The organism is Chitinophaga dinghuensis (assembly GCF_003259435.1).
GTDB lineage: Bacteria > Bacteroidota > Bacteroidia > Chitinophagales > Chitinophagaceae > Chitinophaga > Chitinophaga dinghuensis.
The window spans coordinates 835,956-853,133 of sequence record NZ_QLMA01000001.1 but is presented as its reverse complement, the minus strand read 5'-3'; the positions used below and the strand labels follow the sequence as shown (position 1 = coordinate 853,133).

14 protein-coding genes are annotated in these 17,178 nt (G+C 45.6%); 8 read left to right on the top strand and 6 right to left on the bottom strand.

The genetic code is table 11. The annotated features are described in order from the left end of the window. Positions 1-71 precede the first annotated feature (71 nt). From CLV59_RS03555 to CLV59_RS03545, 3 genes are all read right to left on the bottom strand, one after another. Entirely contained in the window at positions 72-1,097 is a 1,026-nt protein-coding gene (locus CLV59_RS03555; RefSeq protein ID WP_111590616.1) for a cytochrome-c peroxidase, read from the bottom strand. A 5-nt stretch (positions 1,098-1,102) separates the two neighbouring features. Next, positions 1,103-1,921 (bottom strand): MbnP family protein, encoded by an 819-nt coding sequence (locus CLV59_RS03550; RefSeq protein WP_111590615.1) that lies wholly within the window; start codon positions 1,919-1,921, stop codon positions 1,103-1,105. 164 nt (positions 1,922-2,085) lie between these two features. Further along, positions 2,086-2,466: a hypothetical protein gene (locus CLV59_RS03545; RefSeq protein WP_111590614.1), complete on the bottom strand. Its 381-nt coding sequence runs from the start codon at positions 2,464-2,466 to the stop codon at positions 2,086-2,088. Between the two features lie 286 nt (positions 2,467-2,752). On the opposite strand from CLV59_RS03545, the gene CLV59_RS03540 reads away from it, so the two are divergent. The 3 genes from CLV59_RS03540 (at position 2,753) to CLV59_RS03530 (ending at position 6,781) form a co-directional block, all read left to right on the top strand. Continuing rightward, positions 2,753-3,163, top strand: coding sequence for a response regulator (locus tag CLV59_RS03540; protein ID WP_111590613.1), 411 nt, complete (start codon positions 2,753-2,755; stop codon positions 3,161-3,163). Positions 3,164-3,257: 94 nt separating this feature from the next. Further along, positions 3,258-4,637 (top strand): polysaccharide lyase 6 family protein, encoded by a 1,380-nt coding sequence (locus tag CLV59_RS03535; RefSeq protein WP_111590612.1) that lies wholly within the window; start codon positions 3,258-3,260, stop codon positions 4,635-4,637. Positions 4,638-4,675: 38 nt separating this feature from the next. Then, entirely contained in the window at positions 4,676-6,781 is a 2,106-nt protein-coding gene (locus CLV59_RS03530) for a type IA DNA topoisomerase (RefSeq protein WP_111590611.1), read from the top strand. Positions 6,782-6,784: 3 nt separating this feature from the next. Here CLV59_RS03530 and CLV59_RS03525 read toward each other — a convergent pair whose 3' ends face one another. Continuing rightward, on the bottom strand, positions 6,785-7,681 hold the full coding sequence (locus CLV59_RS03525; protein ID WP_111590610.1) for a YihY/virulence factor BrkB family protein: 897 nt from the start codon (positions 7,679-7,681) through the stop codon (positions 6,785-6,787). Between the two features lie 101 nt (positions 7,682-7,782). Between CLV59_RS03525 and CLV59_RS03520 the strand changes: the two genes are divergently transcribed. After that, on the top strand, positions 7,783-8,310 hold the full coding sequence (locus tag CLV59_RS03520) for a dihydrofolate reductase family protein (RefSeq protein ID WP_111590609.1): 528 nt from the start codon (positions 7,783-7,785) through the stop codon (positions 8,308-8,310). 149 nt (positions 8,311-8,459) lie between these two features. Continuing rightward, the gene (locus tag CLV59_RS03515) at positions 8,460-10,691 is read left to right on the top strand and encodes a cation:proton antiporter (RefSeq protein ID WP_111590608.1); all 2,232 of its coding nucleotides are present in this window, start codon (positions 8,460-8,462) and stop codon (positions 10,689-10,691) included. On the opposite strand, the gene acnA is transcribed toward CLV59_RS03515, so the two are convergent. Next, positions 10,688-13,414 (bottom strand): aconitate hydratase AcnA, encoded by a 2,727-nt coding sequence (acnA, locus tag CLV59_RS03510; RefSeq protein ID WP_111590607.1) that lies wholly within the window; start codon positions 13,412-13,414, stop codon positions 10,688-10,690. The genes CLV59_RS03515 and acnA overlap by 4 nt on opposite strands. Before the next feature lie 40 nt (positions 13,415-13,454). Further along, positions 13,455-14,090 carry a helix-turn-helix transcriptional regulator gene (locus tag CLV59_RS03505; RefSeq protein WP_111590606.1) on the bottom strand — a complete coding sequence of 212 codons (636 nt, stop codon included), beginning with the start codon at positions 14,088-14,090 and terminating at the stop codon, positions 13,455-13,457. 76 nt (positions 14,091-14,166) lie between these two features. On the opposite strand from CLV59_RS03505, the gene CLV59_RS03500 reads away from it, so the two are divergent. From CLV59_RS03500 to CLV59_RS03490, 3 genes are all read left to right on the top strand, one after another. Beyond that, a complete protein-coding gene (locus tag CLV59_RS03500; RefSeq protein WP_111590605.1) occupies positions 14,167-14,730 on the top strand; it encodes an NADPH-dependent FMN reductase in 564 nt (187 codons plus the stop codon). Positions 14,731-14,904: 174 nt separating this feature from the next. Next, positions 14,905-15,903, top strand: coding sequence for an LLM class flavin-dependent oxidoreductase (locus CLV59_RS03495; RefSeq protein ID WP_111590604.1), 999 nt, complete (start codon positions 14,905-14,907; stop codon positions 15,901-15,903). 110 nt (positions 15,904-16,013) lie between these two features. Continuing rightward, positions 16,014-17,171: an MFS transporter gene (locus CLV59_RS03490; RefSeq protein WP_111590603.1), complete on the top strand. Its 1,158-nt coding sequence runs from the start codon at positions 16,014-16,016 to the stop codon at positions 17,169-17,171. The last annotated feature ends 7 nt before the right edge of the window (positions 17,172-17,178 follow it).

Sequence of the window (17,178 nt, the reverse complement as noted above, 5' to 3'; positions counted from 1 at the left end):
TTAAAAGGAACGCCTTGCAAATCCTTCTTGCATCCACAAAAATGTTATCTGCAAAGCTTTTGCAGCGCACTTTACGGCTGTTCAGAAAATCTTCGGTCATTAATAAATGTTGTGTCATTCAGCGTTTGCAGAAATGCCAGCAGGTATTCTTTGTCTGTTGCGGATAAGGGCAGCCCATTTTTCAGTAAAGGGTCCAGCGTGGGCATATCCTGCACCTCATGGGTATAATGATCCAATACTCCCGCTAAGGCGTAAAAACGGCCATCATGCATATAAGGAGCCGTAAAGCCAAGATTACGCAAACTAGGCACTTTGAATTTGTATTTATCCCCTGCATTCAGCGTGATATCGTATCTCCCTAAATCATTATTAGGCCCCGCTCCGATACCATTGTTGCGATAGGAAAAATCACTGAACAAAGGTTCCTTATGACAACTATTACATTGTTGCTGAAACACCTTGTAGCCCGCGCTTTCTGCCGCTGTAAACTGCATTCCTTCCCCACGCATCACCCGGTCGTACTTGGAATTACTGCTCACAACCATCACCATAAATTGCGACATTGCTTTGGTGAGTCGGGCCGTCGTTATCTCCGGCGTACCAAAAGCTTTACGGAATAATTCCGGATAAGTAGGAATCCCCCTGAGCTTCTGTAGTACATTCTCCATGGTTTCATCCATTTCAACCGGATTCATGATGGGCGCAATAGGCTGCAAATCCAAATCAAATATTCCTCCATCCAACATGAAAGCCGGATGCCAGGCCAGATTCATGATGGGAGGCGCATTCCTGCTGCCTAAGCGGTCATCAATACCATGACTCACATCATGCCCATGATGGGTGAATGCCGATGTCTGCAAATGGCAATCTCCACAGGATATCGTATTATTCCTCGACATCCTCGGTTCATAAAATAATTTTCGTCCTAACTCAAACCCTTCTCTGGTAACAGGATTCTTTGCCAGATCATACACCGGGGCAGGGAAATTTGCCGGCGGTTGAAAGCCGGCAAATAACGGAGCAGTATCATTTTTTCTACTGCATGCAAACAATATAATATTTACACAAAGCAGTACTATCAAATGTTTACGATACATAGCCACTAGTTTTCTGTATGGTCATGGAAGAACATGTTTATATAGTTATTCGCAACGAGTGTCGAAAAATCACTGAACATGACAGAAGAATTTTTAGCAAGACTTACACGCGTACTTCCATCAAATACTTTCAACACATCCACCATCAGATGCACATTCGCTTCCCGGCCCACGCGTACCTTGGGAATACCGCCATTGCGCAAATCAATGGTGATTGTTTTTACATTATTGATGGTAGGTGCGCTATATCCGCCAAAGCCCCCGATGTGATAACGAAATTTATGCTGCCCGGAAGGGTCCGCCGGCACAGCATCTGCGGTTCCTTCCATCTTGAAGAAAATATACCCGCTGTTCCAACTCCAGTACATACCATTATCCATACCCGTTGCAGGATCCAGTACACCTGTACGTTTGCTGATATCCATCGTATTGCGTAAACTATCTACTCCCAACACAAAACTGAGCGTATAGTAATCTCCCGTTGGCACCCGTACTTTGGCAAATTGTGATGGACCATTCCCCTCCTTAATCAGAAAGTAACTGCTGTCCTGCGGTACTACAAAGGTTTTTCCAGCTGCATCCTTCAGCTGAATATTACTGATGTAATACTGTAACAAGGATATTTTAAAGGTTTCTCCACTGGCATTTACATAAGTGCCGGTATTCAACTGCAACTTCTTTGCGCCCACAATATTGTCGAATTGAACAGACAAGGTAGACATCTCTCCTCCGCCTGCAGGCGCCACTTCATCTTTACGGGAACATGACTGGAGTACAATAGCGGAAATAACAAGTATATAAATGAAAACGAATTTAATATTCATGGTATGAATAGCTTAAGTATGAGCAATAGCAATCCCTCCCGCCGAATCAATGTCGGCAGTAAAAGAGAAAAAATGTTGAAAACAAGCTATCAGATGGACATACAAATGATGTCGCAACAATAGTTGTCGTTAATAAAAAGAAATAGAAAGAAAGATGGATGTAATCAAGCCGTAGCAGGCGGGTGAAATACAGCAGTAGGTTGATCTACAGGAGAACCAATGGTGATAGGTATTTTGAATTGTTGCTGCGTACTAAATGTAGTTGCCTGGAAAGTAATAGCAAGATGATTACCGGCATGAAAAACCTCACTTTTATGCTCTGCTCTGCGCTCCGGATTTTCTTCGTTACGCTTTTCTTCTGCACTCAACTGCTTACGCAAATGACATTTACCATTACAATGTAACTTAGGCTTGTCACGGTTTTCACATAAATTGGCAGCAATGTATTGCTGACTCACATAAAACTCCAACATAACGAAATAGCGGCCCGACAACTGGCAAAACCAGGTGAGCAACAACAATATCGTGATGAGTTTTTTTCGCATGAGATGGAGCTACAGTCAGTTGCGCGCAAAGGTAATTCATAAATACTTTGAATGAATAAAAAAATGTTAAAAACTATTACATCACCCTATTTATTTACAAAGGAGATTAACTTGCATTCACTCCTCTGCATGGTAATCCGCGAATCATTTCACTGCATTATCACCGCAGAAAAAATATAGTTTTTACCGGATCAAATGATTATCTTTATCAGACCAATGCCTTTGATAAGGATACCTTTGAAAAACCATACACAAGAAAACCGGTCCTCATTTCAAAAACACAAGTATGATTAAGCGCACGATTCTGATGATAGATGATGATGCAGATGACAGACAATTGTTCTGTGACGCACTTCAGGAAGTATCTCCTGAAAGCCTTGCGCTTACTTTTGAAAGCGGAGTAGAAGCCATCTCCAAACTACAAAACAACAGCATCTCCATCCCTGATTTTATTTTCCTGGATATCAATATGCCAGTAATGAACGGGAAAGAATGCCTCACCGCTCTCAAAAAAATCGCTCACCTCAAACTCACCCAGATCATCATGCTCTCCACTTCCACCCTAAGAGAGGATTTTAACGATGCCATGGACCTGGGCGCTCAATTCTTCATGACCAAACCCAATTCCTTCACGGATTTATGCGATAATCTTCGCAATATCCTGGAAAACAAATGGAAACATATGCTGAGAAATTAATTCCATTATCAATTTTATTTTTTCACACCTTTATTGCAATCGTTTGCAATAATCACTATTTTAGTGCCATCACTGTCTTAATCCATTCCTCAACATGAGAAAAATTGCTGCTATCGCCGCATTCACCTTTGCCTCCTGCGCCACCTTACCGTCGCTCGCAGAAACCATCCGCGTCAATTCTATCGATGCGCTACAAACCGCCGTCAACAAAGCACACCCAGGAGATGAAATCATCCTCGCAGACGGCGTATATACCACCAGCACAGATCTTACCATCGCCTGCGCCGGTACTAATAGCGCTCATATTATTATCCGGTCCGCCTCCCCCGCAGGCGCCGAAATCACCGGAAACGGCGGTTTCATGGTCATCGCTCCAGCTAAATACGTAGACATTAAATGGTTTAAATTCACCCATAAATCCAATCATACTAAAACCGCTCCAGGCACCAGTTTTTGCCGCTTTACCCGGAACGTCTTCCAGACTACCGGCGATGGCGAATATCTACTCCTCGCCGGTAGCGACCATCAAGTAGACTATAACACCTTCCAACATAAGAATAGTATGGGGAGATTCATTGCCGTTCGTGGCCAGGGAAGCCAAATCGCAGAACGACTCTGGATTCATCATAACTACTTCAACGACTTCCAGCCACAAACAGGAAACGGCGCAGAAGCCCTGCAGTTCGGACTTAGCGGATTCAGTATGAGCAACAGTAACAGTATCGTGGAGTACAACGTTTTTGAAGCCTGCGCAGGTGAAAATGAACTCATCTCTGTAAAATCATCTGCCGTTACCCTTCGCTACAATACCATCCGCAATTGTAAAGCACAGTTCACACTCCGCCATGGCAACTACTGCCAGGTCTATGGCAACTATTTTACTCAAACACCCGGCCTTCGTATATTCGGAGATCATCATATCATCCACAGCAACTACTTCGAAAACTGTGAAATAGGTATTAATATCGGCAATGGCGACGGAGAAGTAGCCACCGGATCTCTCCTTACCTGCCACGACAGGCCCGATTCTGTTCTCATCGCCTTCAATACGCTGGTTAACAATCACGCCAATATCCTGATGTCGGATCGCAAAGATGGCCTCGGCGCCACCGCCGTTACCATTGCCTGGAATATTATCCAGGGCGGTGGGAAAGCAGCCGATATCAGAGGTACTTTCCCCGGCGCCGTATGGACCGGCAACATCCTCTGGCAAGTAAGCGGCAATGGAGACATGCCCGCCACCGGCGCACGCATGACAGATCCTAAACTCGTAAAAGACAATAACGGCATCTGGCATCTTACCAGCGGCAGCCCGGCAATAGGCGCCTGCAAACAAGCCATAGCAGGCGTTTCTACAGATATGGATGGTCAACCCCGCAAAGCTCCGCTCGATGCAGGCGCAGACCAATTATCCAACGCTCCTGCTACCGCCACTATGATGGAAGCCACTCAAACTGGTTACCTCGCAAAATAATTTTCAGGCTTTCCTTATCTTCGGACTTTAATTCAGGTATGAAGGTTTGTATTGCAGAAAAGCCCAGCGTAGCCCGCGATATCGCCACCGTTATCGGCGCGAAGCAAAGAAAGGATGGATATTATGAAGGAAATGGATTCCAGGTCACCTGGACATTCGGGCATTTCTGTACACTGAAAGAACCACATGATTACTATGATCAGTGGAAATACTGGCGACTGGAAGATCTACCCATGATCCCGCCCAGCTTCGGTATTAAACTGATCGAAAATAGCGGCGTCGAAAAACAGTTTAAAATCATAGAACAACTGGTTCAACAGTGCGAAGAAGTGATTAACTGCGGCGATGCCGGCCAGGAAGGAGAACTGATTCAACGATGGGTATTGCTGAAAGCCCGTTGTACGGCCCCTATCAAACGACTGTGGATTTCATCCCTAACGGAAGAGGCTATACGTAACGGCTTTCAGCACCTGAAAGACAGCGAACAATACAATAATCTGTATGCTGCCGGAAGTGCACGCGCCATCGGCGACTGGCTGCTAGGCATGAATGCCACCCGCCTGTTTACCAAGAAATTTGCTGTAGGAAAAGTAGTACTCTCCATCGGACGAGTACAAACCCCTACCCTCGCCATGATCGTGGCCCGCCAAAAAGAAATCAACGCCTTCGTTTCTGAAGAATATTGGGAACTCAAAACCATCTACCGGGAAACAGAATTCACAGCAACAATTGAACGTCTGAAGAATATAGAAAAAGCCAATAAAGGCCTCGCCTACCTGAAGGAGCATCTCTTCGAAATCACCAGCTTCGAAAGAAAAGACGGAAAGGAAGGAAATCCACGCCTGTACGACCTTACCGCTCTGCAAGTGGACGCCAACAAAAAATTCGCTTTCTCCGCAGACGATACGCTGAAATATATCCAGAGCCTCTACGAGAAAAAATTGGTGACCTACCCAAGAGTAGATACCACCTACCTCTCTGAGGATCTGCACCCTAAAATCCCGGGCATTCTCCAGGATATGACGCCTTATGCGGCGCTCACAGCACCTATCCTGGCCAATCCCATTCCAAAGCTGAAAACAGTCTTCGATGACAAGAAAGTAACAGATCACCATGCGATAATTCCTACCGGCGTTTACCCGCAAGGTCTCTCGCTGGAAGAAAAACGTATATACGATCTCGTTGCACGTCGCTTTATAGCAGCCTTCTATCCGGAATGTAAAATTTCCAATACCACCGTACTGGGAAAAGTAGGACAGGTGGAATTCAAAGCCACCGGTAAACAGATCCTGGAACCAGGCTGGAAAGAAGTATACGCCAACGATATCCAGAAAGACGAAGAGGAAGAAGGCGAAAAAATTATTCCTGAATTTACAGTGGGAGAATCAGGTCCGCATGAACCACGCGTACATAAAGGGAAAACAACTCCTCCTAAAGCCTATACGGAAGCAACATTGCTTCGTGCGATGGAAACCGCAGGCAAACAGGTAGAAGATGAGGAAATGAGAGACCTCCTGAAAGACAACGGCATCGGTCGCCCCTCCACCCGGGCTGCTATTATCGAAACGCTGTTCAAAAGGAAGTATATCGACAAAAAGAAAAAAAATATCTATGCCACACAAACAGGTATGGATTTGATAGACACGATCCAGACGGAAATTCTGAAAAGTCCTGAACTCACCGGTCAGTGGGAACGCAAACTGCGCCTGATAGAAAAAGGCGAATATGCGATGGAGACTTTTAAACAGGAACTGATCCAGATGGTAGTAGATCTCACCAAAGAAGTTAAAACCAATTCCTACAAAGTAATTACTGTTGCGCCAGAAGCGCCGCCAGAAGAGGAGAAAACAAAGAAACCGCGCGCGCCCAAAAAACCTGCGCCAGACATGCAGGAGCTGCAATGTCCGAAATGTAAATCTCATCCGCTGAAGAAAGGAAATACGGCGTATGGTTGCAGTAATTTCAGCGTTTGCGGCTTTAAAGTACCTTTCGAAATATTTGGAAAGAAATTATCCGACAAACAAATTACCGATCTGATTACAAAGGGTAAAACAGGAAAAATCAAAGGTCTGCAACAACCAGATGGGGCTCCTACCGAAGGGAAAATCGCACTGAATAAGGATTTTCAGACCATCATTGAATAAGCATTATTTATCGATCATGGTCAACTGATAGCTGGCGGCATGTCTGCGTGGAATAATACGCTCTCCGTTTACATGCGCCCAGGATTGGGTAAACGCTGCGCCGAAATAGAAAATCATAGCGGTATAAAATACAAAAAGCAACAATAAAACAGTAGAGGCAGAAGCGCCATAGATGTTATTGATACTACTGTAATTCAGTGCCAATCTAAGTATCAGCTTACCGATATTAAACAGAATGCTCGTTACAAATGCACCAGTAAACAGTATTTTTTTGGTTGGCCTTCCTGCCGGTAAAAAATAAAATACCATAGAAAACCATAAAGTGACAGTTACCACAGAGATCGCATAATTCAACGCACTGTTGAAATATCCGCTGAGCGCAGGAAGAAAATTAGCAATGATAGCAGCAATAAAACGCTGTGCAGCACTGGCAACCAAGTCTATCAGAAATATTATTCCAATGAAACAGATCACCATCAGCCCCTTCAATCTGGCGAGTAAAATGCGCCAGAAATTTTCCTTGTGTACTACCCTCAGATTCCACAATTGATTCAATGAACTACTGATTACTTTAAATAATGTAGTAGCCACAAAGAGGAGAAATAAAAATCCTAATGCAGTGATAATTTCATTCTGTGCAATACCGCGGATAGCATGTAATGTACCTCGAACCATGTCGGTCGTTTCTACGCCGATGATACCGCTGAGCTGCTCAAATAAACGCTTGCCGGAATGCGGTAAGCGAAAAATTAATCTAAGCAATTGTATGAGAATTACCAATATGGCGGGGAGTGCAAAAGTGGTGAAAAATGCAGTGGCGCCCGCTAATCGCAGCGGGTCATTTGCAATGAGTGTTTGAAAGGCAGCCCTAAATGCGGTAACCAGTTTTTTCAAAATCATAGCGCAAAATTAGCAAAATCTTTAGAGCAGAATGATATGGAGATTATCTTTTGTTTTGAATTAAAAATTGCAGTACTCTTGTCGCCCTAAAATCAGAAAGAATGCGCAAATTAAAACTCTACATTGCCATCACACTTGATGGCTACATTGCGACAAAAGAAGGTAATATCGACTGGCTTCTCAACTTCCCCAACGAAGACGGAAACGATTATGGTTATGCCGAATTCCTGGAGGAAATTGATGTTACGCTAATGGGTAACCAAACGTACAAGCATGTATTACAATTGGCTGATCCTTTTCCTTACAAAGAAAAGACCAATTACGTTTTCACCAAAAGTGCAAACATTTCCATCGCCCCTTATGTTCATTTTGTAGATGGAGACATGGTAAGGTTTGTAAAGCATTTGAAAAACAAACCAGGAAAAGATATCTGGTTAATCGGCGGTAGTCAGATCAACACCGTATTGCTGGCCGCAGATCTTATCGATGAATTACATATTGCACAATTCCCCATCGTACTTGGAGCTGGCATTCCTTTGTTTGGCGGCGTACAGCACCTACGTCAATTTGAACTAACACATCTGAAGAAAAACAAAAACGGGGTACTGGAATTACGCTACAAAAGGTAGTAAATCCATGACAGGAGGAAGCATACTGGAAAAAAAGCGATATATTAGCGAGCAGGCAAAGAATCGTTAAATCGGCCTTTGAGCAATACCATAGCACGTTTCGTGCTGGCACAATGAATATTCACGCGTAATTAAACCACCTTTTCTGTATGCATGTACCACAGTTAATTATTGACCTGGCCTTGATACTAGGCGCCGCTGGAATTATCACACTGCTATTCCGGCGGCTTAAACAACCTATGGTGTTGGGTTATATAATTGCGGGATTCATAGTGAGTCCTAACTTCAAATTATTCCCCTCTATCGGAGATACCCATGGTATTAAAACCTGGTCTGAGATAGGCGTTATCTTCCTCCTGTTTTCCCTTGGCCTCGAATTTAGTTTCAAGAAATTAATGCGGGTAGGAGGCACCGCTGCCATTACGGCCTTCACAGAAATAGCCTGTATCACTGTCGCAGGTTTCTTCGTTGGACAGTGGATGGGCTGGTCTTTCATGGATAGTATGTTCCTTGGCGGCTTACTGGCCAGTTCTTCTACCACCATCATTATCCGGGCTTTTGAAGAACTGGGCATCAAAAAGAAATCATTTACAAAAATCGTCTTCGGCGTACTGGTAATTGAAGATATTGTGGTGATCCTGATGATGGTATTGCTCTCCACCATGGCGGTGAGTAAACAGTTTGAAGGCGTAGACATGATTCTCACTGTACTGAAACTCCTCTTCTTCCTGGCGCTCTGGTTCCTCGCAGGCATCTTCCTGCTACCTACTTTCCTGAAAAAAATGGAGAAGTATATCAATGAGGAAACATTGCTGGTCATCAGTATCGCACTTTGTTTCGGCATGGTGATCCTCGCTACCAAAGTAGGCTTCTCCGCTGAACTGGGCGCATTCATCATGGGATCTATCATCGCAGAAACCACCAAAGCAGAGAAAGTAGAACATCTGATCCAACCAGTGAAAGACCTCTTCGGCGCTATCTTCTTCGTATCAGTAGGTATGCTGATCAATCCGGAAATGATCGTTGAATACAAATGGCCGGTACTTTGGATAACCTTACTCACCATCTTCGGAAAATGTATCAGTACCACCCTGGGAGCGCTGCTCTCCGGTCAACCACTGAAACAAGCCGTACAAGTAGGTATGAGCATGGCGCAAGTGGGCGAGTTTGCATTTATCATCGCCACACTGGGTATGACCCTCGGCGTTACCAGCGACTTCCTCTTCCCGGTAGCCGTAGGTACGTCTGCCATTACCACCTTTACTACGCCTTATATGATTAAATTCTCCATGCCTTTCTACAACTGGCTGGAGAAAGTACTGCCGCCGAAATGGATTGCTTCTCTCAACCGATATAGCGCCAGTTCCCAAACCCTGCAAGGGGAAAGCGACTGGAGAAAAGTACTTCGTTCATACGTTCGCGTGATTATTCTCAACGGCGTACTGATGTTCGCCATCACGATGATCTGTAAAATCTATCTCGGCCCGTTCCTGATGAAACAGTTCAGTAATCCGTTCTGGGCAAGAATGACCACCGTAATCATTGGTATGGTGGCCATGGCGCCATTCATCTGGGCAATGGTGGTACAAAAAATTCAAAGCATCGCTTACAAATCGCTGTGGCTCGACTCCAAATACAACCGCGGACCGCTGGTAGTGGCAGAGTTGATGCGTAGCGTGGTGGCGGTATTGCTGGTAGGTTTCTTTATCAATCAGTTCTTCCCGCTGCTACCATCCTTACTGGGCACTATTCTCGGCATGCTGGTCGTACTGGTAGCAGTAAGAAATCAACTACAGAAATTCTATAACAGAATTGAAAGCAGATTCCTCACTAACCTGAACGCCAGAGAAACTGCAGAAGAAGAAAAATCCAAGAAACTGGTTAGTCTGCCTTGGGATGCACAAGTGAGCGAAATCGTTATCGATCCATGGAGTACTTTAATTGATATTCCATTGGAAGCCCTGCAACTGCGGGAAAAATACGGTATCAATATCGGCGCTATACGCAGAGGCGAATTTACCATCTTCACTCCTGCCAGAACAGAAAAGCTCTTTCCTTATGATAAGATCACAGTGATTGGTACGGATACTCAGCTCGAGGAATTCTCGAAAGTAGCCAACTCCAGTATCAATACAGGAAAGCAAGAAGCAGATGGAGAAGATAATGTCTCCCTGGTAAGTATTGTTGTAGACGAAAACAACGGATTAACCGGCAAAACCTTGCGTACTTCCGGCATTCGTGAAAAAACACAAGCCCTGGTAGTAGGTATTGCCAGAGGAGGAGAGAAAATGCTCAACCCCTCCTCCGACACCACTTTTGAATGGGAAGACGTTGTATGGCTCGTGGGCGACCGCAAGCGCATACAGGAATTCAAAGGCTAAGCCTTCTTAAGAAATTCTCTTAATACATACTGTAAAATGCCGCCATTGCTGTAATAAGCTATCTCAATAGCTGAGTCAAGGCGGCATTTTACATTAAATACAATGGTTTCTCCCTCCGATGGCACAGCCGTTACCTGCAGCAGCTTATTAGGCTCCAGCCCATCTTTAATCCCACGTATAGTATATAACTCTGTACCGGTAAGTCCTAATAGTGAAGCATTCTGCCCGTTAATATATTCCAGTGGCAGCACACCCATTCCTACGAGGTTACTCCGGTGAATACGTTCAAAACTCTCTGCCAGTACCGCTTTTACTCCCAGCAGATTCGTTCCTTTTGCGGCCCAGTCGCGCGAAGAACCACTGCCATACTCTTTCCCCGCTAATATCATCAGCGGCACTTTATGACTGGCATACTGCACACTGGCATCAAAAACAGACATCACCATGCCGGAAGGAATGACCGTTGTAAAGCCTCCTTCTTTAGGCGACAGATCGTTTTTGATACGCACATTGGCAAATGTTCCGCGTATCATCACTTCATGATTCCCTCTGCGAGAGCCATAAGAGTTAAATAACCGGGGATCTATTCCGTGATCAATGAGGTATTTACCAGCGGGACTATCCGCTTTAAATGATCCTGCGGGAGATATATGATCCGTAGTTACGGAATCGCCCAGTTTCAGCAGAATCCTTGCTCCTTCAATATCCTGGATACTTTCCGGCGTATCAGGCAGATTTTCAAAGAAAGGCGCTTCCCGGATATAAGTGGAGTTCTGGCTCCAATGGTAGTTTTCACCGGAAGGCGCCAGCAAGCCTCTCCATTGTTCATCTCCATCAAAGATCACTTTATAGGTTTCTTCAAAATCTGACTGCAATACGGCCTTTTCCATGGCAGCATTGATTTCCTGCTGTGTAGGCCAGATCTCCCGCAGGTATACCGGTTCTCCGTTAGGGTCATAACTCAGCGGTTCTGTCAGCAGATCGGTGTCGATACGGCCTGCCAGGGCATATGCGACTACTAACATGGGCGATGCCAGGAAATTCATTTTGACCTGCGGATGTACTCTTGCCTCAAAATTGCGATTCCCGGAAAGTGCAGATGCCACAATCAAATTGCCTTTATCTACCGCCTCCGCAATCGCCGGTGGCAAAGGACCACTGTTACCAATACACGAAGTACAGCCATACCCTACCACATGAAATCGTAAAGCTTCCAGATCTGTGAGTAATCCGGAACGTTGGAGATATTCCGTTACTACTCTGGAACCAGGGGCCAGACTCGTTTTCACCCAGGGTTTCACGGTGAGCCCCCGGGCTACCGCCTTGGCAGCCACTAAACCTGCGCCTATCATCACACTCGGATTAGAAGTATTGGTGCAACTGGTAATGGCAGCAATCACCACTGCCCCGTCACTCAGTACATATTCCTGGTTTTTCAGTTTAATACGTACTGATTGCAGACTATCCTGCTCTACTTCCACTTCCTGTGAAGGTTTCTGTATTTCGTAGGTAAAACTTGTTCCAGAGCCGCCTTCCGACAACCAGGCCGTATCCCTGCGTTTGCCTTCCGGCGTATACATACGTTTGAATTCCTTATCCATCAGCTCCTGGAAACGCGTATGCACATCTTTGACAGGAATGCGGTCCTGCGGCCGCTTAGGCCCTGCTACCGCGGATTCTACTTTAGAGAGATCCAGTTCCAGTATATCCGAGTATGCAATGTTTTCATTCCCTGTGCGCCAGAGCATATTCTCCTTGCAATAGGATTCCACCCGCTGAATCACTTCTTCCGGGCGATTCGTACGGCGCATATAACGAAGGGTCTGATCATCGATAGGAAAATAAGTGGCGGTACAACCAAATTCCGGCGACATATTAGAGATCGTGGCTCTGTCGGGCACCGATAAATGATCAAGGCCATCTCCGAAAACTTCCACGAATTTATTCACCACGCCATACTTACGGAGCATTTCAGTAATGGCAAGCACCATATCCGTTGCCGTTACACCTTCGGATAACTGGCCGGTTAACCGGAGGCCGATTACTTCTGGACAGGTGAAATACAGTGGCTGTCCTAACAAGGCCGCTTCAGCTTCTATCCCGCCAACGCCCCAACCCAGTACGCCAATACCATTTACCATCGGCGTATGAGAATCTGTACCCACAAGGGTATCCGGGAATATCCAGCCATCTCTTTCCACCACGCCATGAGCGAGGTATTCCAGGTTTACCTGGTGACAAATCCCCATGCCCGGAGGCACTACCGTAAAATTACCAAAGGCTTGCTGAGCCCATTTCAGCAACTGATAACGCTCTGTATTGCGTTCGTATTCGTAGGCAACATTTTTCGTATAGGAGTAACCGGTACCAAAGAAATCTACCTGTACGGAGTGATCCACTACCAGGTCTACCGGAATGAGTGGGTTAATGCGGGCGCCATCTTTGCCCCGGCGAATAACTTCCGCGCGGATAGAAGCAATATCCACCACTGCGGGTACACCAGTGAAATCCTGCATGAGTACGCGGGCCGGTTTAAAAGGTATTTCTTTGTCAATAGGTTCTGGCGTCCAGTTGACAAGGGTGTTGACATGTTCATCAGTGATGGCAAACTGATCGTGGTTGCGAAGTACATTTTCCAGCAGAATGCGAATAGAAAATGGCAGTCGGGAAATATTCTTCCCATTTTTTTCCAGGTCTGTCAGTGAAGCGATACGTGATTGCATTAGTAAAGATTTTGACCATACTAATCAACCAGCGAGCTGACTATATTGTTCGCGGTGTGATGCGATAGGCGCAGCGGCGGGCGCCTGCTATGATATGATCTTCCCGCTGTACTTTCACCTCTTTTCCCAGCACTGTACGGAATGTTTCCAGTTCCGCCTTACAGAAACCCTGACAAGCTTTCGCTGCCGCACAGATGGGACAATGATTTTCTATCAGCAGGAAGCTCTCTCCTTCTTTGGTACAACTGGCCATATATCCTTCTTTATCGCGCAGGGCGGCCAGTTCCTGGAGTTTATCTTCCAGTTCAGGGAATTGTTTCAATTCCGTATTATATTTACGTATATTATTTTTTTGTTGAGACAAAATAACCTCGTTTAATGCATCTTCTCCTAGTGTTTCACGAATGGAGCTGATGAGCCGGAGTGTAAGTTCAGCGTGTGTATCAGGAAATCTTGATTCACTTTTTTCAGTCAGCGACCAGATTTGCTGGGGCCTGCCACGTCCTTTCACGGCCGTAGTAGCTTGTACCAGCCCGTCGGCAGCCAATTTCTGTAACTGAAAACGCGCCCCTTCCGTGGTCACCTTTAATGCTTCCGCCAGTGCGTGCAGCGGCAAAGGGCCCCTGGTCTTCAATATCCACACCGCCTGTTCATTATCCGGCAAATTATTTTTCATAATAAACAAAGTAATTATTTGGTTTATTCACAAAACTACTAACTTTGTCCCGCATTAAAAATTTAATACTGCCATCATGAAAGTATTATTATTCAATGGATCGCTGGAAAAAAAACCAACGAGCACGTCCTATGCCATTATCGCCAGTTTACGCAGCCTTTTGGAAGCAAAAGGAATGGAAACAACAGTTTTCAACCTGGCGGAAGCGGCTATCCCATTTTTTGATACCGTAGGCCTCCAGCAAGTACCGGAGTCGGCCAGAGAAATGACGAATATCTTCCGCGATGCGGATCTGCATATATGGCTCACCCCCTTATATCATGGCAGCATGACGGGCGCCATGAAAAACTGCCTGGACTGGATTGAAATCAGCTCCAAAGAAAAAGTACCTTATCTGACCAACAAAGTGGTAGGAATGGTATGCTGGGCAGAAGGCGGCCACGCTATGCAAGGTATCAATACCATGGAAGCAGTAGCCAAAGCATTGAGAGCATGGGTATTGCCTTATTCTGTTCCTACTGTACGCGGACATCTGTTCAATGCAGACTATAGCATCACAGAGGAATACCAGAAGAAATTCGAACTGCTCGTAAATCTGTTAACAGACGTAAAGTTCCAGTTTGCGGATAAACAACACTGATGAACAGGAATGGGTGGTAACAGCAGCTTCGGGCAGCTGCTGTTGCTACTTTACGTTTCCCCCATTTCTATCCTATATACGCGCTCTATACCGCTATAAGCATTACCAATATCTTACTTTCCCCCTTATCTGTGATTACTGGGTAAATTTGTATTCAGAAAATCGACAGACAAAATGAAGAAAATCAGACTGGGTATACTTGATCAATCTATTATAGCGCGTAACAGTACGCCTAAAGAGGCTATTCTGCGGACCACAGAACTGGTAAAACTGGCGGATAAGCTGGGTTACAGCCGCTTCTGGGTTTCAGAACACCATAATTTCCAAAAAATAGCAGGCTCCACACCGGAAGTATTGCTGGCTCACCTTGCAGGAGAAGCCCCCAACATCCGCGTAGGGTCAGGCGGTATCATGCTGCCCAATCACAGCGCACTGAAAGTGGCAGAGAACTTCCGCATGCTGGAAACCATCTTCCCCGGCAGGATAGATCTGGGTGTAGGTCGCGCTCCTGGTGGAGACAGGCCCACTGCAGCTTTGCTGAATCCATCCAATACCTTCAGCGAACAGGAATTCATGCAGCAACTCAAAGACCTGCGCGCATTCCTCACAGATCATCAGACAAGCGAATCTCCACATGAAAATATTATCGCCATCCCGCAGGCGGAAACGGTACCCGAGCTCTGGATACTCAGCTCCAGCGGCGGCAGTGGATATTTTGCAGCACATCTGGGAATGGCGCTCTCTTTTGCACACTTCATCAATCCGAACGGAGGCCCTGAGGCTGTGAAAGAATATCGTCGGCATTTCAGACCTTCTGACCTGTTAGCCGAACCCCGCGTGAACGTAGGCATTTTCGGCTTCTGCGCTGAAGATGAAGCCACTGTTCAACGATGGCTCACAGAGATGGATTTTCGTATGCTCTATATTGAATCCGGCGCAAGAGGTCCGTATCCAGATTATGAGGATATCATTCAATTTGAATATTCCGCTCCACAACAGGCACGTATCAAATACAATCGTCAGCGCATGATCTATGGCACACCTGCACAGATGAAAGCTCGCATCGAAGCCCTGGCAGCCGATTATGATACAGATGAAATTATCATCTCCACCTTCTTTGACGATTTTGAGGCAACAAAGAAATCCGTGGAACTCGTGTCTAACTTATTCTAATTGAAATAGTTACTATACAGCAATACCAGGTCGCAGAATTACCTGAAAAAAGGATTTTTTTCTGACTAATTTTGCGACCTGGTTGACCATAAAAGGCCCGTACGAGCAGGATGTTTATCGATTTGCAGCAAGAAACCAATGCAAGACAATACCGGATCGCCACTTCCGTATTCTTTTTTATATCAGGACTTGGATACTCCTCCTGGGCTTCCAGGATTCCTTCCATTCAGCATCAGCTGGGACTCAATGAGGCACAGCTGGGATTAGTACTGCTGGCCCTTCCTATCGGCTTGATGTGCACCATGCCCATTACCCAACTATTACTGGGAAAGTTCAGCAGCAGAAAAATCATGGTGTTTGGCGCTATGTTCTTCAACCTCATTCTTAGTATGCCTGGTTTTACTACCAGCATATGGCAACTCTCACTGGTACTGCTTTGCTTCGGATCTGCCAGAAACCTGCTCAACCTGAGTATGAATGCACAATCTGTACTGGTACAGCGACTCTTTCCACAATCGATTATCACCACCTTTCATGGTATCTGGAGTATAGCCGGCGTAACCGGCGCCGGGATAGGATTCCTGATGATCAACTACAACGTGGCTCCCAGCTGGCATTTGTTTGGCATCAGTCTACTCCTCCTCCTCTTCACCATCATTTATTATCCGCATACCTATCCCGATACACCTGTACCCAGCCTGGAAAAGAAACCAGCCTTTTCATTACCGGATAAATCCCTGTTGAAATTTTCTTTCATCTGCTTCGCTTGTATGGCTACAGAAAATACGATGTACGACTGGAGCAGCATCTATTATGAGAAAGTAGTAGGCGGTACCAAATCCCAGGCTGCTACTGCCTTCTGGATTTACATGACCGCCATGACTTTAGGACGGCTGTTCGGAGATAAAATCGTACAACGTGCCGGAATTAAAACCATCCTGAAATACAGTGGCGTGCTGATATTGGTAGGACTAGGCACCGCGATCCTTTTCCCACACCCGATAACCGCTATCCTGGGATTCATTTGTGCCGGCCTCGGTGTAGCCTGTGTAGTGCCACTGGTATTTAGTCTCGCCGGAAAATCAAAAAATACCAACAGCGGTCAAACCATCGCTTCTATCTCTACGATCGGTTATCTTGGATTCCTCGTGGTTCCACCACTGGTAGGCTTCGTAGCACAAGCTTCCAGTCTGCGTATCTCCTTCAGTATCATGGCTATTTGCGGACTTGTCATCATCTGGATGGTGAGTAAAATTCAGGAAGATTAATCCCTTT